Origin of the sequence: Pseudomonas sp. NFPP12, assembly GCF_900103205.1 — a bacterium.
Lineage (GTDB): Bacteria > Pseudomonadota > Gammaproteobacteria > Pseudomonadales > Pseudomonadaceae > Aquipseudomonas > Aquipseudomonas protegens.
Window position 1 is genome coordinate 1 of record NZ_FMWW01000006.1, and the last position, 14,024, is coordinate 14,024.

The following is a 14,024-nucleotide window of genomic DNA, read 5'->3' on the forward strand; positions in this document are numbered from 1 at the left end:
CAACCGAGGCGCGCATTCTACAGCAGCCTCATTTGCTGTCAAGTGATTTTTTTAAGAAGTTTTCAAAGTTTCCTTTTTAACTTCAACCACTTGCGCTTCCGATCTCTCGTTAGCGGGAGGCGAATTCTACAGCGTTACACGCTGCTGTCAACACCTCTTTTCAACCGCTTTCGACCGAGAGGATCGAATCGTTAATAAGGCGAAAACTGACTGCCTTACCAACTGCTTCCGGCTTCGATGAACTGAAGCGTAACCGCTATCGAAAACTGCGTAACTCGTTGAATCTCAAGGAGTTTTCCGTTTCGACTGCGCCGGAAGTGGGGCGAATTATAGACCTGTAGAATCTGCCGTCAACAGTTATTTTCATAAATCTGTCATATCGGTCAGAAAAGCCCATAAAAGCAAAGGCCGGCCCCAAGGGGCCGGCCTTTATCGCTTCACTCTTACAGGCTAGGAAAGGCGAACTGCGAAGCTTCGTGGCTGGCGCGTTGCGGCCAGCGCTGGGTGATCGCCTTGCGACGGGTATAGAAACGCACACCATCGGGACCGTAGGCATGCAGGTCACCGAACAGTGAACGCTTCCAGCCACCGAAGCTGTGATAGGCCACAGGTACCGGCAGCGGCACATTGACGCCCACCATGCCCACTTCGATCTCGTCGCAGAACAGACGTGCCGCTTCACCGTCACGGGTAAAGATGCAGGTACCATTGCCGTACTCGTGATCATTGATCAGTTGCATGGCCTCCTCCAGGCTGTTGACCCGGACGATGCATAGCACCGGCCCGAAAATCTCTTCCTTATAGATGCGCATCTGCGGGGTAACGCGGTCGAACAGGCAGCCACCGAGGAAGAAGCCGTCTTCATGACCGGCTACGCTCAAACCACGACCGTCCACCACCAGTTGCGCACCTGCGGCCACGCCGTCTTCTACATAACCACTGACCTTGTCACGCGCCTGGGCGGTAACCAGCGGCCCCATGTCCAGGCCACAGGAAGTACCGGCACCAATCTTCAGCGCCTTGATCTGTGGCACCAGCTTGGCCACCAGGGCATCGGCCACCTGGTCGCCCACGCACACGGCTACCGAGATCGCCATGCAACGCTCACCGCATGAACCGTAGGCCGCGCCCATCAACGCACTGACGGCGTTATCCAGGTCGGCATCCGGCATCAGCACCGCGTGGTTCTTCGCCCCGCCCAGAGCCTGAACGCGCTTGCCGCGCTTGGTGCCTTCGGCATAGATGTACTCGGCAATCGGCGTCGAACCGACAAAACTCAGCGCCTTGACTTCCGGTGCCTCGATCAGCGCGTCCACCGCAGTTTTGTCACCGTGCACCACGTTCAGCACGCCCTTGGGCAGGCCGGCTTCATGCAGCAACTCGGCAATCAGCAGGGTCGAGCTTGGGTCACGCTCAGAAGGCTTGAGGATGAAGCAGTTGCCACAGGCGATCGCCAGCGGATACATCCACAGCGGCACCATGGCCGGGAAGTTGAACGGGGTAATGCCGGCCACTACGCCCAGCGGCTGGAAGTCGGACCAGGCGTCGATGTTCGGGCCCACGTTACGGCTGTACTCGCCCTTGAGGATTTCCGGCGCGGCGCAGGCGTATTCGACGTTCTCGATACCGCGCTTCAATTCGCCAGCAGCATCTTCCAAGGTCTTGCCGTGCTCTTCACTGATCAGCTTGGCAATACGGGCTTCGTTCTGCTCCAGCAATTGCTTGAAGCGGAACATCACCTGGGCGCGCTTGGCCGGTGGCGTATTGCGCCAGGCCGGGAATGCCGACTTGGCCGAGTCGATGGCTTGCTGGATGGTTTCACGGCTGGCCAGCGGCACTTTATGGATCGCCTGACCGGTGGACGGGTTGAATACGTCGGCGCTGCGACCGTTGTCGCTTACCAGCTCACCGTGGATCAGGTGTTGAATCAGACTCATGCGGGGACTCCTGAAAGAGGGAAAGCGCAGGCGCGAAACACTTCGCGCCCGCTTCTATATAAGAAGGATCGAATCAGTCGAGCTTGCTCAGCACTTCGCCAACCGCGTCGAACAGGCGATCGAGGTCCTGCGGCTTGCTGTTGAAGGTTGGGCCGAACTGCAGGGTGTCGCCGCCGAAGCGCACATAGAAACCGGCTTTCCACAACGCCATGCCAGCCTCGAACGGACGCACGATGGCATCGCCATCACGGGGTGCAATCTGGATCGCGCCAGCCAGGCCGAAGTTACGGATGTCGATCACGTTCTTCGTGCCCTTGATGCCGTGCAGTGCATTCTCGAAATGCGGGGCAACCTCGGCCACGCTCTGCACCAGGTTTTCCTTCTGCAGCAGGTCCAGTGCCGCCAGGCCCGCAGCGCACGCCACCGGGTGCGCCGAATAGGTGTAGCCGTGGGGGAATTCCACTGCGTACTCGGGTGTCGCCTGGTTCATGAAGGTCTGATAGATCTCGGAGCTGGCAATCACCGCGCCCATGGGGATCGCGCCGTTGGTGACCTGCTTGGCCACGCACATCAGATCCGGCGTCACGCCGAAGCTGTCAGCGCCGAACATCGCACCGGTACGGCCGAAGCCGGTGATCACTTCGTCGAACACCAGCAGGATGTTGTGCTGATCGCAGATTTCCCGCAGGCGCTTGAGGTAACCCTGTGGCGGCACCAGCACGCCAGCGGAGCCGGCCAGAGGCTCGACGAAGACCGCGGCAATGTTGGAAGCGTCATGCAGTTCGATCAGTTTCAGCAGCTCATCGGCCAGAGCGATACCGCCCTGCTCCGGCATGCCACGAGAATAAGCGTTGCTGGCCAGCAGGGTATGGGGCAGGTGATCGACATCCATCATCGCCTGGCCGAACAACTTGCGGTTGCCGTTGACGCCACCGAGGCTGGTGCCGGCGATATTCACCCCGTGGTAGCCACGGGCACGGCCGATCATCTTGGTCTTGGTCGACTGGCCTTTCAGGCGCCAGTAGGCGCGCACCATCTTCACTGCGGTATCGGCGCACTCGGAGCCGGAGTCAGTGAAGAACACGTGGTTCAGGTTGCCCGGGGTCAGGTCGGTGATCTTCTCGGCCAGCTGGAACGACAGCGGGTGGCCGTATTGGAAGCCTGGGGAATAGTCCAGGGTGCCCAACTGCTTGGCGACCGCTTCCTGGATCTCCTTGCGCGAGTGACCGGCACCGCAGGTCCACAGACCGGACAGCGAGTCATAGATCTTGCGGCCCTTGTCGTCCACCAGCCAGCTACCTTCGGCGCCGACGATCAGGCGCGGGTCGCGCTGGAAGTTGCGGTTGGCGGTATAGGGCATCCAGTGAGCGTCGAGCTTGAGCTGGCTGGCCAGGGACTGAGGGGCGGTTTCCGGCATGTTCATGAGCAAAACCTCGCAAGGCAATGAAGCGGCGTAGGAATGAAAAGCGTTGTTGCAGCTAAGTTGCCACGGCTATAAAGTCGGTGAAATCCAACTTTAATAACCTTCAGTCTGGCATCTACTAAACTATGAGCAGCCGTCGAGCCGACCCGCTGGCGCAAGTCAGCGACTTTGATATCCGCCTGCTGCGGATCTTTCGCAGCGTGGTGGAATGCGGTGGTTTCTCCGCGGCGGAAACCGTGCTCGGCATCGGCCGCTCGGCCATCAGCCAGCAGATGAGCGACCTGGAGCAACGGGTCGGCCTGCGCCTGTGCCAGCGCGGGCGCGCCGGGTTCTCCCTGACCGAGGAGGGCCGCGAGGTCTATCAGTCGACCCTGCAACTGCTCAGTGCCCTGGAAAGCTTCCGTACCGAGGTCAACGGCCTGCACCGCCACCTGCGCGGCGAATTGATCATCGGCCTCACCGACAACCTGGTGACCCTGCCCCACATGCGCATCACCCACGCCCTGGCGCAATTGAAGGAGCGTGGCCCGGACGTGCAGATCCAGATCCGCATGATCGCCCCCAACGAAGTCGAGCAAGGGGTGCTCGACGGCCGCCTGCATGTCGGTGTGGTGCCCCAGGCCAGTGCCCTACCCGGCCTGGAATACCAGCCGCTGTATGACGAACGCTCGCTGCTGTACTGCGCCGTGGGCCACCCGCTGTTCTATGTGGATGACCGGCAACTGGACGACCAGCGCCTCAACGACCAGGACGCCATCGCCCCGACCTTTCGCCTGCCAGCCGAGATCCAGGCCCACTACCAGGCGCTGAATTGCACCGCCAGCGCATCCGACCGGGAAGGCATGGCGTTCCTGATTCTCACCGGCCGCTACATCGGCTACCTGCCGGACCACTACGCCAGCCTCTGGGTGCAGCAGGGCCGGTTGCGCGCCCTCAAGCCCAAGTCACGCTTCTACGACCTGAGCCTGGCATCGGTCACGCGCAAGGGCCGGCGCCCTCATTTGGTGCTCGAAAGCTTTCTGGAAAGCCTGGCGGCAACCCGCTAGAGCGTCTCCACTCACCAGCAAGGCCCCGTATTAAAAGGCCCGCACCGCAAAACAGAAAAAATAACCTGAGCACCTGGACAGCTTTTTGCAAAGACCTCGGCACCTTGAACCCCAGCCCGAGCTCCACGCCATGCAGCCAGATGCTTCCCGCCCCAGCGAACTGATCTACGGCCTCGACGATCGCCCGCAACCCCTGCCCGCGCTGCTGGCAGCCCTGCAGCATGTGCTGGCCAGCTTTGTCGGCATCATCACCCCACCACTGGTGATTGGTTCGGCCCTGGGCCTTTCGGCGCACCTGCCGTACCTGATCAGCATGGCGCTGATGGTCTCCGGGGTCGGCACCTTTATCCAGGCTCGGCGCCCCTGGGGCATCGGGGCCGGCATGATCTGCCTGCAAGGCACCAGCTTCGCCTTCCTCGGCGCCGTACTGTCGGCGGGGTTCCTGGTCAAGCAACGGGGCGGCAGCCCGGAAGACATCCTGGCGATGATCTTCGGCGTGTGTTTCTTCGGCGCGCTGGTGCAGATCGTCCTCAGCCGCTTTATCGGGCGACTGCGCCGGGTGATCACCCCGTTGGTGACCGGCATCGTCATTACCCTGATCGGCATCAGCCTGATCAAGGTCGGCATCACCGACCTGGGCGGCGGCTTCAATGCCGCGGACTTCGGCGCCCCGGGCAATCTCGGCCTGGGCCTGCTGGTGCTGCTGACCATCATTCTGCTCAACCGCAGCAACACCCCGTGGGTGCGCCTCAGCGCCATCATCATCGGCCTGGCCCTGGGCAGCCTGGCGGCCTGGTTCAGCGGCAAGCTGGTGCCCCAGCCGCTGCCGGACCTGCCGTTGATCAGCCTGCCCCTGCCCTTCAGGTACGGCTTCAGTTTCGACTGGAGCGCCTTTATCCCCGTAGCCCTGATCTACCTGATCAGCACCCTGGAAACCGTGGGAGATCTGACCGCCAACTGCATGCTGGCGCGCCAGCCCATCAGCGGCCCTTCCTATATAAGCCGGCTCAAGGGCGGGGTCCTGGGGGACGGCGTCAGTTGCATGATCGCCGCCACCTTCAGCGCCTTCCCCAACACCACCTTCGCCCAGAACAACGGGGTGATTCAGTTGACCGGTGTGGCCAGCCGCTTCGTCGGCCTGTACATCGGCCTGATCCTGTTCTGCCTGGGCCTGTTCCCGCTGATCGGCGCGCTGCTGCAACAGATCCCCAAGCCGGTACTCGGCGGTGCCACCCTGGTGATGTTTGGCAGCGTCGCCGCAGCCGGGGTACGGATCCTCGCCCAGGCCCCGCTGGACCGGCGCAGCATGCTGATCATCGCCACTTCGTTCGGCGTCGGCCTGGGCATCGCCGCGCAACCGAACCTGCTGCACCTGCTGCCCAAGGTGGTGCAGAACCTGTTCGATTCGGCGATCACCAGCGGCGGCCTCACCGCCTTGCTGATGAGCCTGCTGTTGCCGGAAAGCAAGGGCGCGGCGAATGACGCAAATCCGATTCCGGAAAACGACACCCTGAGGGCCCACTGAGGCTTTTGTAGCGCCAAGGCTTGTCTGATCCACGTGGGTGCGCTATCAACGCACAGGTTGCACCCACAGACTTGCTCGGAAACCTCCATGACCTTTGAAGTCCCCGCCCACAGCGCTCCTCACCCCGGCAAACCCGCCAGCCGCATTCGGCAGAAGAATGAAGAGGCCATCCTCCAGGCCGCCGAGGACGAGTTCGCCCGTCACGGTTTCAAAGGCACCAGCATGAACACCATCGCGCAGAAGGCCGGCCTGCCCAAAGCCAACCTGCACTACTACTTCACCAACAAGCTGGGGCTGTACATCGCGGTGCTGAGCAACATCCTCGAACTCTGGGACAGCACCTTCAACACCCTCACCGCCGAAGATGATCCGGCCGAAGCCCTGTCCCGCTACATCCGCGCCAAGATGGAATTCTCCCGCCGCCAGCCGCAAGCCTCGCGGATCTTCGCCATGGAGATCATCAGCGGTGGCGAGTGCCTGAGCGAGTATTTCAGCCAGGACTACCGCGCCTGGTTCCAGGGCCGCGCCGCGGTGTTCCAGGCCTGGATCGACGCCGGCAAGATGGACCCGGTAGACCCGGTGCACCTGATCTTCCTGCTGTGGGGCAGCACCCAGCACTATGCCGATTTCGCCACCCAGATCTGCCGCGTCACCGGGCGCACCCGGCTGACCAAGCAGGACATGGAAGACGCCGGCAACAACCTGATCCGCATCATCCTCAAAGGCTGTGGCCTGACACCTGCACTGAAAGACTGACCCCCATGCCCTTTACCCTGGCCGGCCTTTGCGAATACCGCGAGGAAATTCGCAAAAGCCGCTTCATCACCTTTGCCGCGCCCATCAGCAGCGCGGCCGAGGCCCAAGCCTTCATCCAGCAGTACAGCGACCTCAACGCTTCGCATAACTGCTGGGCGTGGAAACTCGCCGACCAGTACCGCAGCAACGACGACGGTGAACCCGGCGGCACCGCCGGGCGACCGATCCTCGCGGCCATCGAGGCCCAGGACTGCGACCAGGTGGCGGTGCTGGTGATCCGCTGGTACGGCGGCATCCAACTGGGCACCGGCGGCCTGGCCCGAGCCTATGGCGGCGGCGCCAACAAGTGCCTGCAAGGCGCCGAGCGCATCGCCCTGGTCAACCGCGTACCGCTGCGTTGCGCCTGCAGCTTCAGCGAACTGGCGCTGGTCAAGCTGCGGGTTGCCGAACTGGGTGGGCTGCTGGTCCAGGAAGACTTCACCGCCAACGGCGTAGAGCTGCAACTGGCCCTGGGCGAAGAGCAGATCGATACCCTGCAGCAACAGCTGGCGGACCTCAGCCGCGGGCGCATCCTTTTGCAGCGCTGAAGGCACCAACCCGGCCCGGGCCACCTTGTGCATAACCCGCAAGGGCCCCGGGCACTTGCCCACATCTACTGTGCACCCGACTGTGGATAAGCTGAGCACATAGCGCTGTAACCCTTCTGCAACGTGGCTTTGCGGGCTTTGTTCATTTTTTGTCCAAAGCGTCCCCAAGAAGCTTTTTTCCACAGCGAAACAGCCACTTAAGCCGGTTGATCGCAGTTCACGGGCAAGCCAGTGGTGCTGATGCCCAAGCGCCGCTCTTGCACACAATTACTGTGGAGCAAGCTGTGGATAACCCGTGCAAGGCTGCTCCAGCCCCTGATTGCGCAGGGTCTGCAGGCAACTGATCATTTTCTGCGCAACGGCCTGGGGACAAAAACAGCGCCTTTTCAAACACCTTGCCCCGAAGTGGTGCCAGGACCCTGGTCCTGTCAGCCAGGCAGGATGCCGCCCGGGAGCGCTTCACCGGCTTTCCTGACCCACTGGCCAGGAAATTGCTTTATCCACAGGCACAACTCCCAGAAGCCGAGCCTGTCATGTCCAATCACCCTGCACCCAGCAGCCAGGCACCACGCCTGCAACTGCGCCGGATCAGCAAACGCTATCCCGGCTGCCTGGCCAACGACGCCATCGACCTGAACATCGCTGCGGGTGAAATCCATGCATTGCTGGGCGAAAACGGCGCCGGCAAAAGCACCTTGATGAAGATCATCTACGGGGTGGTCCAGGCCGATTCGGGGGAACTGCTCTGGCAAGGACAGCGCCAGCTCATCGACAACCCGGCCCAGGCACGCAGCCTGGGGATCGGCATGGTGTTCCAGCATTTCTCGCTGTTCGAAACCCTCAGCGTGGCGCAGAACATTGCCCTGGCCATGGGCGCCGGCACCGGTACGCCGAGCCAGCTGGAAGGCAGAATCCGCGAGGTTTCCCAGCGTTACGGCATGGCCCTCGAACCCCAGCGCCTGGTGCACAGCCTGTCCATCGGCGAACGCCAGCGGGTGGAAATCGTCCGCTGCCTGATGCAGGACATCCGCCTGCTGATCCTCGACGAGCCGACCTCGGTCCTGACCCCGCAGGAGGCCGACGACCTGTTCGTCACCCTGCGCCGGCTGGCCGACGAAGGCTGCAGCATCCTGTTCATCAGCCACAAGCTCGCCGAGGTGCGCGCCCTGTGCCACAGCGCCACGGTGCTGCGCGCGGGCCGGGTGGCCGGGCACTGCAGGCCGGCGCAGTGCTCGGATCGCGAGCTGGCGCGGCTGATGGTGGGGGACGCGGCGGCGATGATCACCGACTACCCGAAAGCCCGCGGCACGAACGACTTCCTGCGCCTGGACAACCTCAGCTGGGACAACCCCGATCCTTTCGGCTGCTCACTGAAGAACATCGACCTGCGCCTGCGCAGCGGCGAGATCGTCGGCATCGCCGGAGTCGCCGGCAATGGCCAGGACGAACTGCTGGCCCTGCTCAGCGGTGAACAGCGCCTGCCCCGTGGCGAAGCCGAACGTATCTGTTTCGCCGGCCAGGGCGTGGCTCATCTGTATCCCGACGCCCGACGCCAGCGCGGCCTGGCTTTCGTTCCCGCCGAACGCCTGGGCCACGGCGCGGTGCCGGAACTGAGCCTGGAGGACAACGCCCTGCTCAGCGCCTTTCAACAGGGCCTGGTGCGCCACGGGCTGATCCAGCGACGCAAGGTGCGGGAACTGGCCGAGCGCATCATCCAGCGGTTCGGGGTCAAGAGCGCCGGTTCCCAGAGCCCGGCCCGCAGCCTGTCCGGCGGCAACCTGCAGAAATTCATCCTGGGCCGCGAGATTCTCCAGCAGCCTCGCCTGCTGATCGCCGCGCACCCGACCTGGGGCGTGGATGTAGGGGCCGCCGCCACTATCCACCGGGCACTGATCGCCTTGCGCGATGCCGGCGCGGCGATCCTGGTGATCTCCGAAGACCTGGACGAGCTGTTCCAGATCAGCGACCGCCTCGCTGCCCTGTGCGCTGGACGCCTATCGCCCCTCAAGGCCTGCGCCGACACCTCGCCGGTGGAGGTTGGCGGCTGGATGGCCGGCCACGCCGATTCCCTGCCCTCACCCGCTGCCCTGGCGATTTAACGGAGCTGTCCATGCTGCTTTCACTCGAACCCCGTGGCCGCCAGTCGCGGCTGATGCTCTGGTGCTCGCCACTGCTGGCGGCGCTGCTGACCCTGGGCTGCGGTTCCCTGCTATTCATGGCCCTGGGGCATGACCCCTGGCTGACCTTGCACACCCTGCTGATCGCCCCGGTCAGCGACTTGTATGGCGTGTCCGAGCTGCTGGTCAAGGCGCTACCTATCCTGCTCTGTGCCCTGGGCCTGGCGGTGGCCTACCAGGCGCGGGTGTGGAACATCGGCGCCGAGGGCCAATTGCTGCTCGGGGCCCTGGTCGGCAGCGCCCTGGCGGTCAATCTCATCGAACTGCAAAGCCGCTGGGCGCTGGTGCTGATCCTGCTTGCCGGAACCCTGGCCGGGGCCGCCTGGGCCGGGCTCACCGCCTGGTTGCGCACCCGCTTCAACGCCAATGAAATCCTCACCAGCATCATGCTCAACTACATCGCCCTGAACCTGTTGCTGTACGGCGTGCATGGCCCGTTGAAAGACCCCGCCGGGTTCAACTTTCCCGAGTCGGCGATGTTCGGCGACGCCAGCCGCCTACCGCTGCTGATGGAAGACGGCCGGGTCCACGCCGGGGTGTACTTCGCCCTGCTGGCCCTGGTGGCGGTCTGGGTGCTGCTGCAGAAAAGCTTTGTCGGCTTCCAGATCAGGGTGCTCGGCCTGGACCAGCGTGCCGCCGGCTTCGTCGGCTTTCGCCAGAAGCGCCTGGTCTGGCTGGCGCTGTTGACCAGCGGTGCGCTGGCAGGGCTGGCCGGGGTCTGCGAAGTCGCCGGCCCCATCGGCCAACTGGTGCCCCAGGTGTCTCCCGGCTACGGCTACGCGGCCATTACCGTGGCTTTTCTCGGCCGCCTGAACCCCATCGGCATTGTGTTTTCCAGCCTGCTGATGGCGTTGTTGTACATCGGTGGCGAGAGCGCGCAGATGAGCCTCAACCTGCCCCAGGCCATCACCCAGCTGTTCCAGGGAATGATGCTGTTCTTCCTCCTGGCCAGCGACGTGCTGATTCTTTATCGCCCGCGCCTGAACCTGCGTTGGGTGCGCCGTAACGCCAGCGCCACTGCTACCGCCGGAGCCCTGTGATGGATATCGATCTGCTGAGCAATATTCTCTACGCCATGGTCCGCTGCGGCACCCCCCTGCTGCTGGTGGCCCTGGGGGAACTGATCTGTGAAAAGAGCGGCGTCCTCAACCTGGGGCAGGAAGGCATGATGCTGTTCGGCGCGGTGATAGGTTTTATCGTCGCCCTCAACAGCGGCCATTTGTGGCTCGGGGTGCTGCTGGCGATGGCCGCCGGGATGCTGCTGGCGGCGCTGTTCGCCCTGGTGGCCCTGGTGTTCACCGCCAACCAGGTGGCTACCGGGCTGGCGCTGACGATCTTCGGGGTCGGCCTGTCGAGCTTTGTCGGCGCGGCCTGGGTCGGCAAGCCCCTGGCCGGCTTCGAACCGCTGGCGCTGCCGCTGCTGAGCGAAATCCCGCTGATCGGCCGCATGCTGTTCGCCCAGGATTTGCTGGTGTACCTGTCCTTCACCCTGTTCGCCCTGGTGGCCTGGGTGGTGCTCAAAAGCCGGGTCGGCCTGATCATCCAGGCTGTCGGCGAGAACCCCGACGCCGCCAGCGCCATGGGGCTTCCGGTGCTGCGGGTGCGCACGCTCGCGGTGCTGTTCGGCGGCGCCATGGCGGGGCTGGCCGGGGCCTACCTGTCCCTGGCCTATACCCCGATGTGGGCCGAGAACATGAGCGCCGGACGCGGCTGGATCGCCCTGGCGCTGGTGGTATTCGCCAGCTGGCGGGTGTGGCGGCTGCTGCTCGGCGCCTACCTGTTCGGCCTGGCGAGCATCCTGCACCTGGTGGCCCAGGGCCTGGGCCTGGCGATTCCTTCCAACCTGCTGGCGATGCTGCCCTATGCCGCCACCATCCTGGTGCTGGTGCTGCTATCCCGGGATGCCTTGCGCACCCGGCTGTATGCACCGGTGTCCCTCGGCCAGCCGTGGCAGTCGGGACACTAGATGGCTGCCGGGGCCTTACCGGCAGCCGCTCGCACCGCCAGCAACTGGACCACGTACCAGGCCTGCTCGAAGAACAGGATCACCCCGATCAATGCCGTGGCTGCGTGAGCCAGGGCGGGGTCCACATAGATGTCGCTCCATCGATTCAAGGAGCGCGCAGGCCAAAGCCTGGAGTATGCTTCAGGGTCAGCCCTTTCGAGCCCCATGCTTGCACATCGGAGAACCGGGCCAGTTGCGCCCCGTGCTGCAACTGCGACTGGGGCAAGCCTGTCCATTGAATCCGTGATCCTCACTTATCAAGGAACCTCATCATGTCCACGGCAAAAACCGCACTGATCATCGGCGCCTCCCGGGGCCTGGGCCTCGGCCTGGTCCAGCGCCTGCTGGAAGACGGCTGGCAGGTCACCGCCACCGTGCGCAACCCGCACAAGGCCGAGGCGCTGCAAGCCCTGGGCAAGGTGCAGATCGAGCAACTGGACATGGACGATCAGCAAGCGGTGATTGCCCTGAGCCAGAAGCTCAAGGACCAGGTGTTCGACCTGCTGTTCGTCAACGCCGGGGTCAAGGGCCCGGACAACCAGTTGCCGGGGCAGGCGACCCTGGCCGAAGTCGGCCAGCTGTTCTTCACCAACGCCGTGGCGCCGATCAACCTGGCCCAGCGCTTCGTCGGGCAGATCCGCAAGGACAGCGGCGTGCTGGCGTTCATGAGTTCGGTGCTGGGCAGCGTGACCATGCCCGACGCGCCGGAGCTGGCCCTGTACAAGGCCAGCAAGGCCGCGCTGAACTCCATGACCAACAGCTTCGTGACCCAGTTGGGGCAGAAGCTCACCGTGCTTTCGCTGCACCCGGGCTGGGTGAAGACCGACATGGGCGGCGAAGGCGCCGATATCGATGTGCAGACCAGCACCCGCGGGCTGATCGCCCAGGTCAATGCCTACACCGGCAAGGGCGGTCATCACTTCGTCAACTACAAAGGCGAAACCATCCCCTGGTAAGGCCGCGGCTGCCCCAGGCAGCCCTTGCACAGGCCAGCAAAGGCTCTGGAACGGGGGGCAAAATGCAAGTTTTGTCCCCCGGCAAATCTTTCGCTAGACTGCGCACCTCGCCCCTTGCGGCGACCCTGGATCAGCAGACAGGGCATCACTGAGCTGGCTAACCTGAACCCACTTTCAGAGGAGCCGGCAACCATGCCTGCGACCCGTACCTGGTTAAAAAATCCCCTGGCCATCTTCACCGGCAATGCCCTCGACGCCCGTGGCGGCCTGGTGCTGCAAGACGGCCTGATCGTTGAAGTGCTGGGCCTCGGCCAGCAACCTGCAAGCCCCTGCCAGCAGGTCTTCGATGCCCGCGAGCACGTGCTGCTGCCGGGCCTGATCAACACCCACCATCACTTCTATCAAACCCTGACCCGCGCCTGGGCGCCGGTGGTCAACCAGCCGCTGTTTCCCTGGCTCAAGACCCTGTACCCGGTCTGGGCCCGGCTGACCCCGGAAAAACTCGCCCTGGCGACCAAAGTGGCACTGGCCGAACTGCTGCTCTCCGGCTGCACCACCGCCGCCGACCATCACTATCTGTTCCCGGACGGCCTGGAAAACGCCATCGACGTGCAAGTCGAAACCGTGCGTGAACTGGGCATGCGCGCCATGCTCACCCGCGGCTCGATGAGCCTTGGCGAAAAGGACGGCGGCCTGCCACCGCAACAGACCGTGCAGGAAGGCCAGGTGATTCTCGACGACAGCCAGCGCCTGATCCAGCAGTACCACGAGCGTGGCGACGGTGCGCAGATCCAGATCGCCCTGGCACCGTGCTCGCCGTTCTCGGTGACCCCGGAAATCATGTCGGCCAGCGCCGAACTGGCCAACGGGCTCGATGTGCGCCTGCACACTCACCTGGCCGAGACCCTCGACGAAGAAGACTTCTGCCTGCAGCGTTTCGGCCTGCGCACGGTGGATTATCTGGACAGCGTCGGCTGGCTCGGTCCGCGCACCTGGCTGGCCCACGGCATCCACTTCAACCCGGATGAGATCGCCCGCCTCGGCCAGGCCGGTACCGGCATCTGCCATTGCCCGAGTTCGAACATGCGCCTGGCGTCCGGCATCTGCCCCAGCATCGAGCTGACCGATGCAGGGGCGCTGTTCGGCTTGGGCGTGGACGGTTCGGCGTCCAATGACGCCTCGAACATGATCCTCGAAGCGCGTCAGGCGCTGTACATCCAGCGCCTGCGTTACGGCGCCGAAAAGATCACCCCGGAGCGTGTACTGGGCTGGGCGACCCAGGGGTCGGCAAGCCTGTTGGGCCGTACCGACATCGGCGAACTGGCGGTAGGCAAGCAGGCAGACCTGGCGTTGTTCAAGCTCGATGAACTGCGTTTCTCGGGTAGCCATGATCCGGTTTCAGCGCTGCTGTTGTGCGCTGCGGATCGAGCGGACCGGGTCATGATTGGCGGCAAGTGGCGGGTGATTGATGGCCAGATCGAAGGGCTGGATCTGAAAAACCTGATCGCCGATCACAGCCAGGCGGCCCGGCAACTGATCGCCGGCACCTGATCTTTGGCGCCCACGGCGAGGGAGTGTATCCCTCGCCTGTGCGTTGAACGGTATCAGAGGG

12 protein-coding genes are annotated in these 14,024 nt (G+C 63.7%); 9 read left to right on the forward strand and 3 right to left on the reverse strand.

Annotation, left to right across the window (positions count from 1 at the left end; translation table 11 throughout):
• Nucleotides 1-443: 443 nt before the first annotated feature.
• Together BLS75_RS24910 and BLS75_RS24915 are read right to left on the reverse strand one after the other, a co-directional pair.
• Complete coding sequence (locus BLS75_RS24910; RefSeq protein WP_011059103.1) at nt 444-1,937, reverse strand: CoA-acylating methylmalonate-semialdehyde dehydrogenase; 1,494 nt, start codon at nt 1,935-1,937, stop codon at nt 444-446.
• Nucleotides 1,938-2,010: 73 nt separating this feature from the next.
• On the reverse strand, nt 2,011-3,360 hold the full coding sequence (locus tag BLS75_RS24915; protein ID WP_011059102.1) for an omega-aminotransferase AptA: 1,350 nt from the start codon (nt 3,358-3,360) through the stop codon (nt 2,011-2,013).
• A gap of 125 nt (nt 3,361-3,485) precedes the next feature.
• Here BLS75_RS24915 and BLS75_RS24920 point away from each other — a divergent pair, with 125 nt between their 5' ends.
• The 7 genes from BLS75_RS24920 to BLS75_RS24950 all read left to right on the forward strand — a co-directional run bounded on the left by BLS75_RS24920 (nt 3,486) and on the right by BLS75_RS24950 (nt 11,417).
• Complete coding sequence (locus BLS75_RS24920) at nt 3,486-4,406, forward strand: LysR family transcriptional regulator (protein ID WP_011059101.1); 921 nt, start codon at nt 3,486-3,488, stop codon at nt 4,404-4,406.
• A 130-nt stretch (nt 4,407-4,536) separates the two neighbouring features.
• The gene (locus tag BLS75_RS24925; RefSeq protein ID WP_065364940.1) at nt 4,537-5,931 is read left to right on the forward strand and encodes a uracil-xanthine permease family protein; all 1,395 of its coding nucleotides are present in this window, start codon (nt 4,537-4,539) and stop codon (nt 5,929-5,931) included.
• Between the two features lie 87 nt (nt 5,932-6,018).
• Entirely contained in the window at nt 6,019-6,687 is a 669-nt protein-coding gene (locus BLS75_RS24930; RefSeq protein WP_047283792.1) for a TetR/AcrR family transcriptional regulator, read from the forward strand.
• 5 nt (nt 6,688-6,692) lie between these two features.
• The gene (locus BLS75_RS24935; RefSeq protein WP_019092788.1) at nt 6,693-7,274 is read left to right on the forward strand and encodes an IMPACT family protein; all 582 of its coding nucleotides are present in this window, start codon (nt 6,693-6,695) and stop codon (nt 7,272-7,274) included.
• 533 nt (nt 7,275-7,807) lie between these two features.
• Nucleotides 7,808-9,373, forward strand: coding sequence for an ABC transporter ATP-binding protein (locus BLS75_RS24940; protein ID WP_072451970.1), 1,566 nt, complete (start codon nt 7,808-7,810; stop codon nt 9,371-9,373).
• An 11-nt stretch (nt 9,374-9,384) separates the two neighbouring features.
• Nucleotides 9,385-10,491: an ABC transporter permease gene (locus BLS75_RS24945; protein ID WP_072451971.1), complete on the forward strand. Its 1,107-nt coding sequence runs from the start codon at nt 9,385-9,387 to the stop codon at nt 10,489-10,491.
• Nucleotides 10,491-11,417 carry an ABC transporter permease gene (locus tag BLS75_RS24950; RefSeq protein ID WP_019092790.1) on the forward strand — a complete coding sequence of 309 codons (927 nt, stop codon included), beginning with the start codon at nt 10,491-10,493 and terminating at the stop codon, nt 11,415-11,417. The genes BLS75_RS24945 and BLS75_RS24950 overlap by 1 nt, the downstream gene beginning before the upstream one ends.
• Here the strand turns inward: BLS75_RS24950 and BLS75_RS32435 are convergent.
• The gene (locus BLS75_RS32435; protein ID WP_176876770.1) at nt 11,414-11,566 is read right to left on the reverse strand and encodes a hypothetical protein; all 153 of its coding nucleotides are present in this window, start codon (nt 11,564-11,566) and stop codon (nt 11,414-11,416) included. The two genes, BLS75_RS24950 and BLS75_RS32435, sit on opposite strands and share 4 nt — an antisense overlap.
• 162 nt (nt 11,567-11,728) lie before the next feature.
• Between BLS75_RS32435 and BLS75_RS24955 the strand changes: the two genes are divergently transcribed.
• Together BLS75_RS24955 and BLS75_RS24960 are read left to right on the forward strand one after the other, a co-directional pair.
• On the forward strand, nt 11,729-12,412 hold the full coding sequence (locus tag BLS75_RS24955) for an SDR family oxidoreductase (RefSeq protein WP_011059094.1): 684 nt from the start codon (nt 11,729-11,731) through the stop codon (nt 12,410-12,412).
• A gap of 192 nt (nt 12,413-12,604) precedes the next feature.
• The gene (locus BLS75_RS24960) at nt 12,605-13,963 is read left to right on the forward strand and encodes an 8-oxoguanine deaminase (protein WP_072451972.1); all 1,359 of its coding nucleotides are present in this window, start codon (nt 12,605-12,607) and stop codon (nt 13,961-13,963) included.
• The last annotated feature ends 61 nt before the right edge of the window (nt 13,964-14,024 follow it).

Excerpts from the sequence above, each read along its gene's own strand:
- BLS75_RS24910 (WP_011059103.1), bottom strand. The coding sequence starts at position 1,937 with ATGAGTCTGATTCAACACCTGATCCACGGTGAGCTGGTAAGCGACAAC.
- BLS75_RS24915 (WP_011059102.1), bottom strand. The coding sequence starts at position 3,360 with ATGAACATGCCGGAAACCGCCCCTCAGTCCCTGGCCAGCCAGCTCAAG.
- BLS75_RS24920 (WP_011059101.1), top strand. The coding sequence starts at position 3,486 with ATGAGCAGCCGTCGAGCCGACCCGCTGGCGCAAGTCAGCGACTTTGAT.
- BLS75_RS24925 (WP_065364940.1), top strand. The coding sequence starts at position 4,537 with ATGCAGCCAGATGCTTCCCGCCCCAGCGAACTGATCTACGGCCTCGAC.
- BLS75_RS24930 (WP_047283792.1), top strand. The coding sequence starts at position 6,019 with ATGACCTTTGAAGTCCCCGCCCACAGCGCTCCTCACCCCGGCAAACCC.
- BLS75_RS24935 (WP_019092788.1), top strand. The coding sequence starts at position 6,693 with ATGCCCTTTACCCTGGCCGGCCTTTGCGAATACCGCGAGGAAATTCGC.
- BLS75_RS24940 (WP_072451970.1), top strand. The coding sequence starts at position 7,808 with ATGTCCAATCACCCTGCACCCAGCAGCCAGGCACCACGCCTGCAACTG.
- BLS75_RS24945 (WP_072451971.1), top strand. The coding sequence starts at position 9,385 with ATGCTGCTTTCACTCGAACCCCGTGGCCGCCAGTCGCGGCTGATGCTC.
- BLS75_RS24950 (WP_019092790.1), top strand. The coding sequence starts at position 10,491 with ATGGATATCGATCTGCTGAGCAATATTCTCTACGCCATGGTCCGCTGC.
- BLS75_RS24955 (WP_011059094.1), top strand. The coding sequence starts at position 11,729 with ATGTCCACGGCAAAAACCGCACTGATCATCGGCGCCTCCCGGGGCCTG.
- BLS75_RS24960 (WP_072451972.1), top strand. The coding sequence starts at position 12,605 with ATGCCTGCGACCCGTACCTGGTTAAAAAATCCCCTGGCCATCTTCACC.